Consider the following 15364-nt stretch of genomic DNA (forward strand, 5'->3'; position numbering starts at 1 on the left):
TCCCGCCCCATGGAGGGGCAGAAGCGATGTCGTCCGAGGCGGTGCTCCCTCCCGATGGCGTGCCCGCGGCCTTCGAGGAGTACCGCCTCGTCCGGCTGCTGGGACGCGGGGCCATGGGTGAGGTCTTCCTGGCCCAGGACACGCTGTTGGAGCGCCCGGTCGCCATCAAGTTCATCTCGCGCGAGCGCAACCCGCTCTCGCCACACCGGCGCGAGTGGCTCCGGCAGGAGGCGCGCGCGATTGCGCGGGTGCAGCATCCGAACGTCGTCTCCGTCTTCCGCACCGGCGAGGTCTCCGGCCGCCCGTACTTCGTCTCCGAGTACCTGCGAGGGCAGTCGCTGGACCGGTTGCCGATGCCGCTCCCGTGGGAGCGCGCGTTGGAGCTGGCGGTAGGGCTCGCGCGCGGACTGGCCGCGGCCCACCGACAGGGCGTCCTTCACCGGGACATCAAGCCCGCCAACGTGTTCCTCACGGAGGACGGCACCGTCAAGCTGCTCGACTTCGGGCTCGCGCAGCTCGCGGACGACGAGGAGCCGGATGTCGATGTGCTGGGGCCGGCACATGCCACGCATCCCGCGAACCTCGATGGCGCGGTGCGGGGAGGAAGCACGCTGGCGGCTTCGCATCGGCTGCTGCCGCCCCGCCCCGCGCGTGACGAGTCCGACAGGGAGTGGTCACGGCCAGCACCGGCCGTCGTGGGCACGCCGCTCTACATGGCTCCGGAGCTGTGGCGCGGACAGCCCGCCTCGCAGCGCACGGATGTCCATGCCTTCGGCGCGCTCGTCTTCGAGCTGTGTACGGGGACGGCGCCGTTCGCGCACCTCCGCATGGAGGAGCTTCCGCGCATCATCCAGGTCGAGGATGCGCCCGTGCTCATGGAGCGCGCGCCAGGCATCGACCCGCGCCTCGCCGCGCTCGTGCAGCAGTGCCTGTCACGAGAGCCTGCTCTGCGCTTCGAGTCGGGGGACGCACTGCTTCAAGCGTTGGAGCAGCTCGCGAGGCCCCGTCAGGTGTGGGCCGTGCCAGAGGGGAATCCGTACCGCGGTCTGCGCCCGTTCGAGGCGGAGCACCAGGCCATCTACTTCGGCCGGAGCAACGAAATCACCCGGCTCTGCGAGTTGCTGCGCTCGGAGCCGTTCGTCCTCATCGCCGGTGACTCGGGCGTGGGGAAGACATCGCTCTGCCATGCGGGGCTGGGGCCCGCGCTCGCGGGTGGTGCGTGGGGAACGCTGCAGCCGTTGATGCTCACGCTCAACCCGGGAAGCCGCCCCGTGTCCGCGCTCGCCGAGGTGCTCGCGCCGGTGCTCGGTCAGTCCGAGGCGGCGGTTCAGGAATCACTCCGGCATACGCCCGCTGAAGTGGGCAGACAGCTCCGTCAGACTCCAAGTGGAGTGTCTCAGCAGCTCCAGCAGCCTCCCGCTGAGGCGGACCAACAGCTCCCGCGGCGCCATGGCAGGTCCGGCCTCGTGCTCGTCGTGGACGCGCTGGAGGAGCTGGTGACACTCGCCGCTCCCGAAGAGGCGGAGGCCGCGGCACGTGCGCTCGCGGCGCTGTGCCTCGAAACACAGGGGCTCCGGCTCGTCGCCACCGTGCGCAGCGCCTTCCTCTCGCGGCTCGCCGCGCTGCCCGTGCTGGGTGACGCCATGGGCCGCGCCCTCTTCTGGCTGCGGCCCCTGTCCTCGTCCGCACTGCGAGAGGTCATCGTCCGTCCGGCGGAGGCGAAGGGCTTTCGCTTCGAGTCCGAGGCGATGGTGGACAGGCTCGTCGAGTCCGCGCGGGAGAGCGGCGCGCTTCCGCTCCTGCAATTCGCCCTCGCCGAGCTGTGGGACTCGCGAAAGCAGGACGCACGCATCATCCCCGAGCAGGCGCTCGCGGCACTCGGCGGTGTGGAGGGATGCCTCGCCCGCCATGCGGACAGCGTTCTCGAAGGACTTCCTCCGTCGCAGCGCGAGGCGGCGAAGAGCATCCTGCTGTCGCTCGTCACCGCGGAGGGCACCCGCTCGCGGCGCTCCAGCGTCGAGCTGACGCAGGGGAGTCCCGCCTCACGCCAGGCGCTCGAAGCACTGGTGCGGGGGCGGCTCGTCGTCGCGCGGAGCGCTTCAGGCGGCGCACTGGAGGAGGACAGCTACGCGCTGGCGCACGAGGCGCTCATCACGAACTGGGCGACGCTGCGTGACTGGCTGCACGGTGACGAGCGGCGCCGGGCGCTGCTGGAGCGCGTCCAGCGCGCAGCACGGGAATGGGAGCGGCTCGGCCGCGCCGCGGATGCGCTCCTGGGCAACAAGCAATTGAGGGAGGTCTCCGAGGAACCGGACGCCTCGTGGGGCACGCTCGAAGCCGATTTCCTCCGCGCATCGCAACGCGCGCGCGCACGCCGGCGGGTCCAGCGTCTGTTGCTCGTCTGGGGGCTGCCGGCGGCATTGCTGCTCGCGCTGCTCTCCGCCGGAAAGGGCCGCTACGACAGGTTGCAGGCGCAGCACGTCCATCTCCAGGTGGCGCTGGCCTCCCTCGCCGAGGCGGAAGCGCACGCGCAGGCCAGCCACGCCGCGCGCCAGGAGGCCTACGCGCGCTTCGACGCCAACGACACCTCGGGCGGAGAGGCGAAGTGGCTCACCGCGCTCGAAGCCTCACGCCGGACCGAGCTGGCCTTCCGTCAGGCGGAGTCCGCCTTCGAGCGGGCGCTCGAGGTGGACCCATCCTCCCCTGAGCTGCACAAGCGGCTCGCCCGGCTGCTGGCGGACCGCATCGAGTCGGCGCTGGAGCACGACCCGCATGCGCCCGTCGACGCGTTCCTCACACAGCTCACCGCCCATGACCTCGACGGTGAGCAACGGCGGCGGCTCGAAGCACCGGCCCGCGTCACCGTCGAGACGGAGCCTCCCGGCGCGCAGGTCCGCGTGGAGCGGTACCTCCGTGTGGGCGGCCACTACGAGACACGCACCGAGCAGGAAGGCCTCGCCTCGTCCTTGCGCGATGTGCCGCTGAAGGCCGGCTCCATCGTCTTCACGTTGCAGTCCCCGGGCCGTGTCGAAGTGAGGCTGCCCGTGGTGCTCAAGGCCGGGAAGGAATACTCCCTCCGCGTCCCCCTGCCCGCGCGCTCCGAGGCGCCCGAGGGGTTCGTCTACATCCCCGCCGGCACCTTCCTCCAGGGCAGCGCGGACGACGAAGGGCTCCGCCGGTTCTTCCTCGCCGCGCCTCCCATCCACGAGCGCGCGACGGAGGCGTACTGGATTGCGCGGCACGAGGTCACATTCGCGGACTGGCTGGCCTACCTGGAGGCCCTGCCTCCCGAGGAGCGCGCGCGGCGCACGCCGGGCTCGAAGGGACTGATTCGCCAGAACAGCCTCGGCCTGAAGCGGCTGGCGCCGAATCGCTGGAGACTGTCCTTCCAGGTGACGCAGCACCGGTACTCGGCCGAGTCCGGAAGCCCCATCCGCTACCTCGGCCGTACCCGCCGGGCCGAGCAGGACTGGCTGAAGTTCCCTGTGTCGTCCATCTCCTTCGAGGACGCGCAGGCCTATGTCGCCTGGCTGTCCTCCACGGGCCGCGTCCCGGGAGCCCGTCTCTGCGGTGACGCGGAGTGGGAGCGAGCGGCACGCGGCGCGGACGGCAGGTCCTACCCCGCGAGCGAGGAGGTGTCCGAGGACGACTTCAACCATGACGTCACCTATGGCCGCGTGGCGGAGGCCTTCGGCCCCGACGAGGTGGGCAGCCATTCCGCGTCACGCAGCCCCTTCGGGCTGGAGGACATGGCCGGCAACGTCTGGGAGCTCACGCACGCGGATGGCGACCCGTCCCAGCCCATCATGCGTGGGGGCTCCTCCTACCATGAGCAGCTCTCCAGCCGGCTGACCAACCACGAGGCCAGCGAGCCGAGGCAACGCGACGTGCTCCTCGGCCTGCGCGTCTGCGGGAAGATTTTCCCCGTCGTTCGTTAGAGGGACGTGAATACGCCACTCGTGTACGTGTCCTGGCTCACACTCACCGTGCTGGCTGCCTGCGGGCCCACACCTTCCGCGACTCCCGAGCCCCTGGAGGAGAGCTCGGAGCAGGGCCTGATTCAGCTCCAAGGCGTGAACATGCAGGGGGTGAACATGCAGGGGACGGAGGGCACCGGCATCACCGTGCGGGGCTTCCGGCTGTCCACCCTCGTGCTCCCCGGCGGCACCAGGGCCACGTTCGCCTCCCTGCAGCGGGGCGAGCTCGTGGCCGGCGCCGGACGTGTCCTCCTGCGCGGAACGCAGCTCGCGGGCGCGAGCGTGGTGGCGGAGCTGTCGAACGAAACGAGCCGGCGCGTGCAGCTGGCGCAGGTGTGGCCCGAGCTCGGCCGCGCCTCGGACAACTCCACGTTCCTCTACGAGCTGCGCGAGCCCACCGACGGCGGCGTGTCGTCGCTGTGCGCACCGGACGCGTTCGGAAGGCCCGCCGCGCTTGCCGTTGCGGGCTGGTGGGACACGCTGGGCAAGCACCATGACGACCCGGACCTCATCACCTTCAGTTGCGCCGAGGGCGTCATCGCCAAGTGCTACCGCTGGGGCTACCGGCCGTGGGAGCGCGATGGAGGGCTCGCTCCCGCGCACCAGGCATGCACACGGATGGCGCGGGCGGACTACTGCGGCGACGGCCGCTCCTTCACGCGCACCGGAACGCTCATCAACGTCGCGGATGGACTGACGCCCCCCGTCCAGACGGCGGCCGACGCCGGCATGCAGTTCGAGGCCGGATGGACCGTCAACGGCGCCGCCTGCTTCAACCACCGCCGGTGGGCGGAGGTGAAGGAGCAGATACACGACAACCGCTGCACGTCGCGCATCGAGCTCAACGCAAGCTGCGACTCCGCCGCGGTCGCCTTCACGAATCCCCAGGTGCTGCTCGTCAACGAGTCCACGCCCCAGCTCCTCGATGGCGGCACCGTCGGCCAGTAGGGACCCAGCGCCATGCGCGAGACGTTCGACGGGAGCGATGAGTCCCCGCAGCGCGAGCACACCATCTGCCGGCTCGTGGTCGTCCACGGGCGCAGGCGCGGAGCCGTCATCTCCCTGGGTGGCACGCTCTACGAGCTGGGCCGGGAGGGGGATGACGCGGGGTACATCGCCCTCCAGGACGACTACGCCTCCCGGCGCCATGCGCAGCTCCAGTGCGAGCAGGACGACGGGCGCTGGTGCCTCGTGGACCTGGGCAGCCGGAACGGGACGTTCGTCAACGGCGCGCGCATCGACCGGGTGCCGCTGCGCGACGGAGACGTGCTCCGGGTGGGCGGCTCGCTCCTGCTCTTCGAGCGGATGCAGCTTCCGCCCGGCGCCACGCTGCTCGCCGAGAGCGCCGGCGTGCGCGGCCCGAGCCTCCAGATGCAGCGCATCCGGGGCGACATCTCGCTCGTGGCGCCACGGTCGCTCTCGGTGCTGGTGCTCGGAGAGACGGGCACGGGCAAGGAGCGCGTGGCGGAGGAGCTTCATCGGCAGAGCGGGCGCACGGGCCGCTTCATTCCCGTGAATTGCAGCGCCATCTCCGCCGAGCTCGCGGAGAGCGAGTTGTTCGGCCACGTCGCCGGCTCCTTCACCGGCGCGGTGCGCTCCTCCGAGGGCGTCTTCCGCGCGGCCCACCGGGGGACGCTCTTCCTGGACGAGGTGGGCGACATGCCGCTCGCGCTCCAGCCCAAGCTCCTGCGCGCGCTCAGCAAGGGCGAGGTGCGCGCGGTGGGCTCGGCGGAGGCCACCACCGTCGACGTCCGCATCATCGCGGCCACGCACCACGCCCTCTTCCGCGCCGTCGAGCAGGGGCTGTTCCGGGCGGACCTGCTGGCCCGGCTCTCCGGCTGGACGATGGAGCTTCCCCCGCTGCGGCGGCGGAGGGAGGACATCCTCCCCTTCGCGCGCCTCGCCCTGGAGCGCGCGGGGTCTCCGTCCATGATGAGCGCGAGCGCGGCGGAGGCGCTGCTGCTGCATGACTGGCCGCTGAACGTCCGCGAGGTGGAGCAGTGCCTGGGCGCGGCCGCGGCCCGGGCCAACGGCGGCATGCTGCAGCGCCACCACCTTCCCGCATCCATCGCGGGGCTGCTCCGCGACCGCGAGTTCCCCGCCGCGAACGACGACACCTCGCCACCCGCGCCGCTGCTGGAGGCCGCTGTCGGAAGGGACAGGGTGCCCTCGCGCGAGGAGCTCTGGCAGGTGCTCGTCCGTGAGCAGGGCAACGTCGCCCGCGCCGCGCTCTTCTTCGGGAAGGACCGGCGCCAGGTCTACCGCTGGGCGGAGCGGCTGGGTCTCGACGTCGAGGCGGCACGACAGGCGGGTGAGGACGCCGCCTCCCCGGTGCTGCCGCTGCGCGCGTCGCGCTCGTGAGCGGCCCTGTGTCCCACGCGGAGTGGGACAGGGGCCCGCCCGAGCGGGACAGCGGCGGGACAGCCCGCCAAACGCTGGAGATGACATCGGATTTTCCTGGCCACGCGGTTGCACAAGCACCGGGCACCTGCTCGCAAGCAACGCAGGCTCAACGCAGTGCTCGGAAAGGAAATAACGATGAACCGCTTCAAGCTGTCGGCCGTCACCTCCGCGCTCGTGGTCTCCGGTCTGCTGGGAGCCGCCGTGGCCCACGCCACGCCGACGGACAGCTACTTCCCCTGGTCCTACGGCGGCCTGAAGGTCTCCGACGTCAACCAGGCCAGCGACAACGAGGTGTACGTGAAGTTCAAGAACCCGGACGGCACCATCCGCTCGACGTGGCCGAACTCGTCGGGCACGGACATCTGCGGCGGCAGCTCCACGCTCCGTCTGGCCCGGGCGCGCACGAACTTCCAGGAGATTGTCGAGACGCTCAACGCGGCGGGGCTCGCGGGCCGTCCGGTGTGGGTGGCGTACGAGCCCGTGTCGGGCGTCTGCTACATCAAGGCCGTTCAGATCACGTTCTAGTCGGTGGGCAGCCATGACTCGAAACCGACTCCCCAGGGCGGCCCCAGGCGCCGCCCGCGCGTTGCTCCTGGGGCTCGCAGCCCTCGCCGCCCCCGGCTGCCAGCCGGTGGATGAGCCCGCGGAGAGCGCGTCCGCACCGACGGCGCCCTCCGAAGACATCCAGCCGAAGACGTTCGAGCAGTTCCTCGCCGAGGCCCATGTGCTCGACGACGGCCGGCTCATCATCGACCAGGACATCCTCGTGAAGGACGCGGCCGCCGCGCGGGCCTTCTACGAGAACGAGATGGCCTGGTCCCGCCAGAACCAGGCCGCGCGCTCGCAGGGCGGGCTCGGCACCACCGGGCAGCCCCTGACGGTGAACCAGTCCGGTGGCGTGGACACCCTCTGGACCCACCCCCAGCGCATGGAGCTCACGTACTGCGTGGACACGGCCAGCTTCGGTGCGAACGCGAACCTGCTCGTGGACACGCTGGAGGAGGCCACCTACTCGTGGTCCCGTCGCATCGGCGTGCAGTACCGCCGTGTGGTGACGGCGACGTGCAACAACGCCACGAGCGGGGTGGTCTTCAACGTCCGGCAGACGTCGCTCGGCGGAGCCAACGCCTCCGCGTTCTTCCCGAACGACGCCCGCTCGGAGCGCGAGCTGCTCATCGACCCCGTCTCGTTCACCACCACGTCGGGCGGACGAGACCTGCTCGGCATCCTCAGCCATGAGCTCGGCCACACCATCGGCATGCGGCACGAGCACATCTGGCTGGCCAACCCCTGCACGACGGAGCAGGCGACGAACGCGCGCATCGTCAACGCGTACGACGTGAACTCCGTCATGCACTACCCCCAGTGCCGTCCCAGCGGCACGGGTGGCTACCGGCAGTCCGACCTGGACTACTCCGGAGCCCAGACGCTGTACGGCACGGCGCCCGCGCTCATCGGCGTCCTCCAGTAGTCGCCGCACCCGGGCCGCGCTGGTGTCCACCACCAGCGCGGCCCTGCCTTGCTTCCGTTACCCAGGCAACGCGCGGCGTGAGGGGCTGCTCCCTCATCAGCGCCGCCTTCTTCGCTTCGAGCCTCGAGCGCTCAGGCGACGCTCAGCGCGGGGGCCTGCTCCTTCACCAGCGCCGTCAGCTCCTCACCGCTGAGCACCTCGCGCTCCAGGAGCCGCTTCGCGGCGTGCCGGAGCACCGGCTCGCGCTCGGCCAGCAGGTGCCGCACGCGCTCCGCCTGCGCGTCGACGATGCCGCGCAGCTCCGTGTCGATGCGCTGCGCCAGGGCCTCGCTGTACTCCCCGCGCGCGCCGCCGCTTCCGCCTTCGAGGAAGAGCGACCGTTTCCCCACGTCCAGCGTGAGGAGGCCCAGCGCGTCGCTCATGCCATACGTGAGCACCATGCCGCGCGCGATGTCCGTGGCCTTCTGAAGGTCGTCGTGCGCGCCCGTGGAGGACTCGTGGAAGATGAGTTCCTCCGCCAGCCGCCCGCCGAGCAGCACGGCAATCCGGTCCTCCAGCTCGCCGCGCGTCATCAGGAAGCGGTCCTCGGTGGGGACCTGGAGCGTGTAGCCCAGCGCCGCCACGCCGCGCGGGATGATGGACACCTTGCGCACCGCCTCGCCGCCCCGGGACAGGGCCAGCGCCATCAGCGCGTGTCCCAACTCGTGGAAGGCGACGCGCTCGCGCTCCAGCGGGCTGAGGACGCGGTTGCGCTTCTCCAGGCCGGCCACGGCGCGCTCCACCGCCTCCTCCAGCTCCGCGCGGCCCACCTTCTCCTTCCCGCGCCGCGCGCCCAGCAGCGCGGCCTCGTTGACGATGTTGGCGAGGTCCGCGCCCACCATGCCCACCGTGGACGCGGCGATGAGCTCCAAATCCTTCGGGTCCTCCAGCGGCACCTTCGCCGCGTGGACCTTGAGCACCGCGAGCCGTCCGTCGCGGTCCGGCCGGTCCACCACCACGTGACGGTCGAAGCGGCCCGCGCGCAGCAGCGCCGGGTCCAGGATTTCGGGCCGGTTGGTGGCGGCCATCAGGATGACGCCGGTGTGCGAGTCGAAGCCGTCCAGCTCCACCAGGAGCTGATTGAGCGTCTGCTCCCGCTCCTCGTGCGACACCGGCCCCGCGTTGCGCGCCTTGCCCAGCGCGTCCAGCTCGTCGATGAAGATGATGCAGGGTGCCTGGGACTGGGCCTGCTCGAACAAGTCACGGACGCGCGCGGCGCCCACGCCGACGAACATCTCCACGAACTCCGAGCCGCTGATGCTGAAGAAGGGCACGCCGGCCTCGCCCGCCACCGCTTTCGCCAGCAGCGTCTTGCCCGTGCCCGGCGGGCCCACCAGGAGGATGCCCTTCGGAATCTTCCCGCCCAGGCGGCGGTACTTCTGCGGCGTCTTGAGGAAGGCGATGACCTCGCGCAATTCGTCCTTCGCCTCGTCCACGCCCGCCACGTCGGCGAAGCGCACCGGGATGTCGCGCTCCGCGTACACACGCGCGTTGCTCCGCCCCACCGCGAAGAGCCCTCCGGGGCCACCGCTTCGCGAGGCGGAGCCTCGGCCGCGCAGCGCGTTCAGCCACAGGAACGCGCCCAGCGGCAGCAGCCAGAGGGCCGTCATCAGCCACGGGTTCTCCGACAGCTCGGCCGACACGCGGACCCCGTGCGCGAGCAACTCCTTCAGCAGGTCCGGGTCATCCACCTTCACGGTGCTGAAGCTTTGACCGGGCTTGTCGCCTTCCGGCTTGAGCTGACCGTGGATGCGTCCGCCGGTGATGACCACCGACTCCACCCGGCCCTGGGCCACGGCCTCGCGGAAGGCCGTCCAGGAGAAGGCCGGCGGCTCGCGGAAGCGCCCTATCTCCTGCATGACGAAGATGCCCAGGAGCAGCAGGAGGATGGGTATCCAGGACCGCCACTTCGGAGTCTCGGACTTCTTCGCCGCCATCGAACATGCCTCCAGGGTTGGACGTCCGGGATTGCAGCCGGTGTGCCGGGGCGTGGGAGACCCGCGTGCGGGCCCATGGCGTGCAAATCCTGCGGACCCGACTGATGCCACGCAGTTGCTGCGCGGAAGCGCGGACCCGAGTGGGTTTCATAGCATCTTCATCCACTCACGGAGGATGGCCCGCGGCGCGGGGCCCCGGGCCTGGATGTCCCTCGCGTCGGTGAACGTCACGAGGCAGCGGTCCTTCGCCAGCCACTCCAGCAGGCCGGCTGGGTCCTCCACCTTCACGCCCGTCTTCGCGCCGGTGTGGAGGATGAGCTTCCGGATGGCTGCTGGCAACACCGTGTCCATCTCCCGGCTTGACGGCGCGCCTCCCGGTGGGCGCGAATGGGCCCGCCCGCGATGCCGTCTCCCGCCCGCCTCCTCCGCTCGTCGTCCCGAGCGCTCCTCATCGGGGTGCTGGTGGTGGTGTTCCTCGCGCCACTGGTGGTGATGTTCACCGGCTCACTGCGCCCACCGGGCCTGCCTCCCCCGCGCGGAGTGGAGTTGCTCCCGAGCGACGCGGGGCTGGCCGCGTACACCGCCACCTTCACGCTGGTGCCCTTCGGCCGCGCGCTCCTCAACTCCATGCTGCTGGCCGTCTTCATGGTGCCCCTGAGCGTGCTCACCGCGTCCTGGGCGGGACTGGCCATGGCCCAGTCCACCGGCTGGCGGTGGCGCACGCTCGCCGGCACGGTGCTCCTCCTGGAGATGGTGCCCAACACCGCCGTGTGGCTGACGCGCTTCGCCGTCTTCAAGGTCCTGGGCCTCACCAACACGCCCGTGCCCCTGGTGGCCCCGGCGCTCATGGGCGGCAGTCCCCTCTTCGTGCTCCTCTACGCGGTGGCCTTCCGGCGCCTGCCCGCGGAGCTCTTCGAGGCGGCGCGGCTGGAGGGCGCCGGCCCCGTCCAGCTCTGGCGCTCCATCGCCCTGCCGCTGGTGAAGCCCACCACCGCGGCGGTGGCGCTGCTGGCCTTCGCGCTGTCGTGGAGCAACTTCATCGACCCGCTGCTGTACCTCAGCGGCGAGGACGCGCTCACCGCGCCCCTCGCGCTGCACGCGCTGGAGCTGCTCGGCTCCACGCAGTGGCCCGTGCTGCTCGCGGGTGCCGTCGTCGTCACGCTGCCCGCCGTCCTCGCCTTCCTGGGCGCGCAGCGCATGTTCCTCGGCGAGGAGAGAGGGAGCGGATGGCTCGGACGATGAGGTGGACCGCGGCGCTCGCGCTGGCGGGCATGACGTTGCTGGGCGGCTGCAAGCGCGAGGCACCCGCGGCGCATCAGGAGGACATCGACGCGGGCGCCCCCGCCCCTGCCGCGCAGCCCACCGAGGTGACGCTCCAGCTCTTCGGAGACCCGGCGGAGGTCGCCGGCTACCGCGAGCTCATCACCGCCTTCGAGGCGAAGAACCCCGACGTGAAGGTCCGCCTGGTCCCGATTGGGAAGCAGAAGGACCACATGACGAAGCTCACCACCGCCTTCTCCGGTGGCACGCCACCCGACCTCTTCCTGCTCAACTACCGGCGCTTCGGCCAGTTCGCCGCCAAGGACGTGCTGGAGCCGCTGGGTCCCCGCCTGGCGAAGAGCGCCATCCTCAAGGAGCAGGACTTCTACCCGCAGCCCATGGAGGCCTTCCGTTACCAGGGCACGCTGGAGTGCATCCCGCAGAACGTCTCCAGCCTCGTCGTCTACTGGAACCGCGGCCTCTTCAAGAAGCTCAACGTGCCCGAGCCGAAGCCGGACTGGACGTGGGACGACTTCCGCAAGACGGCGCAGGCCCTCACCCGCGACGAGGACAAGGACGGGCGCACCGACATCCACGGGCTCGCCTTCGACCCGAACCTATCCCGCCTCGCGCCGTTCATCTGGCAGGCCGGCGGCGAGGTGGTGGACGACGTGAATGACCCGCACCACCTCGACCTGCTCAGCTCTCCTTCGCTGGAGGCGCTGCGCTACATCCTGCGCCTGCAGCGCGTCTTCAAGGTGACGCCCACGCTGGAGGAGGCGAAGTCGGAGAACGCCGAGGCGCGCTTCGCGGCCGGGCGCCTGGGCATGCACCTCAACAGCCGGCGGCTGGTGCCCACGCTTCGCGAGGTGAAGGATTTGGACTGGGACGTGGCACCGCTGCCCCGGCACAAGCAGAAGGCCACGGTGCTGCACTCGGACGGCTACTGCATGTCGCGCGCGTCGAAGGTGAAGGACGCCGCCTTCCGCTTCGTGGAGTTCGCCCTCGGCCCGACGGGCGCGGAGCTGCTATCGCGCAGCGGGCGCACCGTGCCGTCGCTGCGCAGCGTGGCGGAAGGCCCGGCGTTCCTGGACCCGAACCAGCGCCCGGCTTCGGCCCGCGTCTTCCTGGACTCCATCCCCACGATTCGGCGGCTGCCCAACTCGCCGGTGTGGAACGAGGTGGAGACGCGCGCGGACCCCATCGTCGAGGAGTGGTTCTACACGGTGCCGCCCGGGGGCACGAAGCTGACGCAGGCGGACTCCGCCGAGGTGCGGCCCGGAAAGGAGGCCGGCGGCTCCATGAAGCGCCTGCTGCGCCAGCGCGACGAGGTGAACACGCTCGGCGTGGAGCTGAATGAAGCCGTGCAGGGCGTGCTCGACTCGGCGCCGCGGCCGGACGCCGGGGTGCCATGAGGAACGTGCACCGCATGGCAGGGAAGCGATGGCTCGACTCGGCGCCGCGGCCGGACGCTGGAGCTCCGTGAGAGGACACGCCCCGCGCGGCAGGGAGGCCATGCTCTGGCTGGCGGCACCGTTCCTCGCGGCGGCGGTGCTGCTGGTGGGGCTGCCCGCGCTGCTCACGCTGGGCTTCGCCTTCACCGACTACGACGCGCTGAGCGCCCCACGCTTCGTGGGCGCGGCGCACTTCGTCCGGCTCTGGAGCGACCCGCTCTTCTGGACGGCGCTGGGCAACTCGCTGCTCTTCGCGGGCATGGCGGTGCCGCTGCGGCTCGCCGTGGCGCTGGGGCTGGCGCTGCTGTTGCGCCGGGGCGGGTGGCTGGCGCGCGCGTCCGTCTTCCTGCCCACGGTGGTGCCGGACATCGCCTATGCGCTGCTGTGGCTGTGGCTGCTCAACCCGCTGTACGGGCCGCTGGCGCTGGCGCTGAAGGCGGCGGGCGTGGCGGACAGCGGCTGGCTGTTGACACCGTGGGGCGCGCGCGGAGCACTGGTGGCGCTCACCGTGTTCCAGCTCGGCGAAGTGTTCGTGGTGCTCCTGGCCGCGCGGCGCGAGCTGCCGGAGGAGCTATACGAGTTGTGCGAGCTGGAGGGAGGCAGCGCGCTCACCGTCTTCCGCAAGGTGACGCTGCCCTTGATGGCGCCGACGCTGGCGCTGCTCGCCGCGCGCGACGTGGTGGAGAGCCTTCAGACCACCTTCGTGCCGGCGCTGGTCATCACCCAGGGCGGCCCGCGCTACGCGACCACCTTCCTGCCGCTCTACATCTACGAGAACGGCTTCGAGTACCTGCGCATCGGGTACGCGTCCGCGATGACGTGGGTGATGTTCCTCGTCACCGCGGCCATGGTGGCCGCGCAGCTCTGGGTGCTGCGCGGGTGGCGGGCCTCCCTCTCTTCCGAGGGGTGAGGCCCGCCGCGCGCTACGTCGCGCCCGCGTCCGGCGTCCCCGCGTCCGGCGCCGCCGAGCCGGGCTTGCGCAGGGGACACGACACAATCGCCCCATTCGGGTCGATGGCGTCGCTGCCGGTCTCCACCTTCAATATCTTCCGTCCCTCGCCGATGACGAACGTGTAGCGCTTGGGCACGGAGAGCAGCGGCATCTTCACATCAAACTTGGAGACGACCTCTCCCTTCGGGTCCGGAATGAAGGGGAACGGTGCTTTCAGCTCGGCCTTGAAGCGCGCGAGCGTCTCCGCGTCATCCATGCTGACGGCCAGGACCTGGCCGTGGAGCTTCTCGATGTCCGAGTACCTGTCCCGGTACGCCGAGAGCTCGCGGGTTCAACCACCTGTGAAGGCCTTGGGGAAGAAGGCCACGATGACGGGCCCCTGCTTCACCATCTCCGACAGGGTGTACACGTTGCCGGCCGTGTCCTTCACCGTGAAGTCCGGCGCCGTGTCCCCCACTTGCGGAATGGCCCCACTGAAGAGGCCCGCGACGAGTACGGGAATGAGCATGGCGCGAAATACTACTTCGCTTCCGCGAGCCGTGCCCACACGGCCGCGGCGGCCTCGCGGGCCTGCTCCGCCACCACCGTGGGATTCACGGACAGCGGACGGCGCGCCCACATGCGCCAGACGCCGTCCACCATGACGGCCTCCACGTGGCGGCTGCCGAGGCCGAACACCACGTGCCACGCGAGGTTCTCCGCGGTGAGCGGCGTGGCCGGCAGGTAGTCCAGGATGAGCAGGTCCGCCAGCGAGCCCTCGCGCATCGAGCCGATGGACGCCTCGAAAATCTGGGACGCCAGCCGGTGGCCGTTGGCGAGGTAGCGCAGCACGTCGATGGGCTGCCCCGCCTCGCGCGAGCGCAGGTACGCCGCCTGCGCCTCCGCGAAGAGGTCCGCGGACACGGCGTCCACACCCAGCGTGGCGCGGTGGCCGAACTTCAGCGCGGGCGCGTAGCCCACCTCCAGGCCCTGGTTGGAGCGCGGCGTGTGCACAATCCACGCGCCGGTGGCAATCACCTGCGCGAGGTCCGCCCACTCCAGGTGGCCCACGTGCGCCAGCTGGCTCTTGGGGGACAACAGGCCCGCCTCCATCAGCCGCGCCACGGGAGAGGCGCCATAGCGCTCCGTGGAGAGGCGCTCGTCCAGCGGGTCTTCCGCGAGCGGCAGGTGCAGCCCGGCGTTGCCCAGCGTCTTCAGCGCCTCGGCGATGCCCTGCAGGCCGTCCGGCCCCAGCGTGAAGCAGGGCCCCGCGCCCACCTGCCCTCGGAAGCGGCCCTTGGCCTTCTTCGCGAAGGAGACGGTCTCCTCGAGTCCCTCCTCGCGGCCCAGCGCGCCCAGCCGGTCCGAGACGGCGTAGGACAGCACGCCACGCACGCCCACCTCATGGAGCCCGCGCGCCAGCCGCACCAACGAGCCCGACACGGCCTTGGGCGAGGAGTGCAGGTCGAGGACGGTGGTGGTGCCGCATTGGAGGGCCTCCAGCCCACCCGCGCAGCCGGCCACCTGCACCGCGTCCAAATCCAGCGCGCTCTCGTAGGGCCAGAGCACCTTCTCGAGGCTGTCCTGGTAGTTCTCCAGCGCGGGGTGCGGCATGCCGCGCCCGAGCACCGCGTGCAGGCGGTGGTGCGCGCTGACGAGGCCCGGGAAGACGAGCTTGCCGGAGAGGGCCACCACCTCGTCATCCGGAGCGGGCGTCAGGTCCGGCCCGCGAGCGACGATGCGCTCCCCTTCGATTCGCAAGTCCACGCGCTCCACATGCGCGGGTTCCAGTTCGACGACGTAACCACCCTTGAGGACGGTGCCCAACATCCCTCCGGACGCAGCGCGTGCGTGTCAGGGGCCCTCCTCCCGTGGGCCGGACAGACCCCGGA

12 protein-coding genes are annotated in these 15364 nt (G+C 71.0%); 8 read left to right on the forward strand and 4 right to left on the reverse strand.

Annotated features, from left to right (window positions below; all coding sequences use genetic code 11):
* Positions 1 to 26 precede the first annotated feature (26 nt).
* The 5 genes from ACVTJA_RS44185 (at position 27) to ACVTJA_RS44205 (ending at position 7851) form a co-directional block, all read left to right on the forward strand.
* The gene (locus tag ACVTJA_RS44185) at positions 27 to 3938 is read left to right on the forward strand and encodes an nSTAND1 domain-containing NTPase (protein WP_465829781.1); all 3912 of its coding nucleotides are present in this window, start codon (positions 27 to 29) and stop codon (positions 3936 to 3938) included.
* Between the two features lie 6 nt (positions 3939 to 3944).
* Entirely contained in the window at positions 3945 to 4925 is a 981-nt protein-coding gene (locus ACVTJA_RS44190) for an ADYC domain-containing protein (protein ID WP_465829783.1), read from the forward strand.
* Between the two features lie 12 nt (positions 4926 to 4937).
* The gene (locus ACVTJA_RS44195) at positions 4938 to 6338 is read left to right on the forward strand and encodes a sigma 54-interacting transcriptional regulator (RefSeq protein WP_465829785.1); all 1401 of its coding nucleotides are present in this window, start codon (positions 4938 to 4940) and stop codon (positions 6336 to 6338) included.
* Positions 6339 to 6515: 177 nt separating this feature from the next.
* Complete coding sequence (locus ACVTJA_RS44200; protein WP_465829787.1) at positions 6516 to 6905, forward strand: hypothetical protein; 390 nt, start codon at positions 6516 to 6518, stop codon at positions 6903 to 6905.
* 13 nt (positions 6906 to 6918) lie between these two features.
* Positions 6919 to 7851: a M57 family metalloprotease gene (locus ACVTJA_RS44205; RefSeq protein WP_465829789.1), complete on the forward strand. Its 933-nt coding sequence runs from the start codon at positions 6919 to 6921 to the stop codon at positions 7849 to 7851.
* 131 nt (positions 7852 to 7982) lie between these two features.
* On the opposite strand, the gene ftsH is transcribed toward ACVTJA_RS44205, so the two are convergent.
* Positions 7983 to 9827, reverse strand: a complete 1845-nt coding sequence (ftsH, locus tag ACVTJA_RS44210; protein ID WP_465829791.1) for an ATP-dependent zinc metalloprotease FtsH — start codon at positions 9825 to 9827, stop codon at positions 7983 to 7985.
* 147 nt (positions 9828 to 9974) lie between these two features.
* Positions 9975 to 10169: a hypothetical protein gene (locus ACVTJA_RS44215; RefSeq protein WP_465829792.1), complete on the reverse strand. Its 195-nt coding sequence runs from the start codon at positions 10167 to 10169 to the stop codon at positions 9975 to 9977.
* A 45-nt stretch (positions 10170 to 10214) separates the two neighbouring features.
* Here ACVTJA_RS44215 and ACVTJA_RS44220 point away from each other — a divergent pair, with 45 nt between their 5' ends.
* The 3 genes from ACVTJA_RS44220 to ACVTJA_RS44230 all read left to right on the forward strand — a co-directional run bounded on the left by ACVTJA_RS44220 (position 10215) and on the right by ACVTJA_RS44230 (position 13451).
* A complete protein-coding gene (locus ACVTJA_RS44220) occupies positions 10215 to 11069 on the forward strand; it encodes a carbohydrate ABC transporter permease (RefSeq protein WP_465829794.1) in 855 nt (284 codons plus the stop codon).
* Positions 11054 to 12502, forward strand: a complete 1449-nt coding sequence (locus tag ACVTJA_RS44225) for an ABC transporter substrate-binding protein (RefSeq protein WP_465829796.1) — start codon at positions 11054 to 11056, stop codon at positions 12500 to 12502. The genes ACVTJA_RS44220 and ACVTJA_RS44225 overlap by 16 nt, the downstream gene beginning before the upstream one ends.
* Before the next feature lie 100 nt (positions 12503 to 12602).
* Positions 12603 to 13451 (forward strand): carbohydrate ABC transporter permease, encoded by an 849-nt coding sequence (locus ACVTJA_RS44230; RefSeq protein WP_465829798.1) that lies wholly within the window; start codon positions 12603 to 12605, stop codon positions 13449 to 13451.
* A gap of 13 nt (positions 13452 to 13464) precedes the next feature.
* Here ACVTJA_RS44230 and ACVTJA_RS44235 read toward each other — a convergent pair whose 3' ends face one another.
* Both ACVTJA_RS44235 and ACVTJA_RS44240 read right to left on the reverse strand, forming a co-directional pair.
* Positions 13465 to 14001 carry a peroxiredoxin family protein gene (locus ACVTJA_RS44235; RefSeq protein ID WP_465829800.1) on the reverse strand — a complete coding sequence of 179 codons (537 nt, stop codon included), beginning with the start codon at positions 13999 to 14001 and terminating at the stop codon, positions 13465 to 13467.
* 11 nt (positions 14002 to 14012) lie between these two features.
* Positions 14013 to 15299 (reverse strand): amidohydrolase family protein, encoded by a 1287-nt coding sequence (locus tag ACVTJA_RS44240; RefSeq protein ID WP_465840659.1) that lies wholly within the window; start codon positions 15297 to 15299, stop codon positions 14013 to 14015.
* Between the last annotated feature and the right edge of the window lie 65 nt (positions 15300 to 15364).

The organism is Pyxidicoccus sp. M6 (assembly GCF_055568925.1).

Coding starts and splice junctions, on each gene's coding strand:
- ACVTJA_RS44185 (WP_465829781.1), top strand. CDS start 27: ATGTCGTCCGAGGCGGTGCTCCCTCCCGATGGCGTGCCCGCGGCCTTC.
- ACVTJA_RS44195 (WP_465829785.1), top strand. CDS start 4,938: ATGCGCGAGACGTTCGACGGGAGCGATGAGTCCCCGCAGCGCGAGCAC.
- ACVTJA_RS44200 (WP_465829787.1), top strand. CDS start 6,516: ATGAACCGCTTCAAGCTGTCGGCCGTCACCTCCGCGCTCGTGGTCTCC.
- ACVTJA_RS44205 (WP_465829789.1), top strand. CDS start 6,919: ATGACTCGAAACCGACTCCCCAGGGCGGCCCCAGGCGCCGCCCGCGCG.
- ftsH (WP_465829791.1), bottom strand. CDS start 9,827: ATGGCGGCGAAGAAGTCCGAGACTCCGAAGTGGCGGTCCTGGATACCC.
- ACVTJA_RS44220 (WP_465829794.1), top strand. CDS start 10,215: ATGGGCCCGCCCGCGATGCCGTCTCCCGCCCGCCTCCTCCGCTCGTCG.
- ACVTJA_RS44225 (WP_465829796.1), top strand. CDS start 11,054: ATGGCTCGGACGATGAGGTGGACCGCGGCGCTCGCGCTGGCGGGCATG.
- ACVTJA_RS44230 (WP_465829798.1), top strand. CDS start 12,603: ATGCTCTGGCTGGCGGCACCGTTCCTCGCGGCGGCGGTGCTGCTGGTG.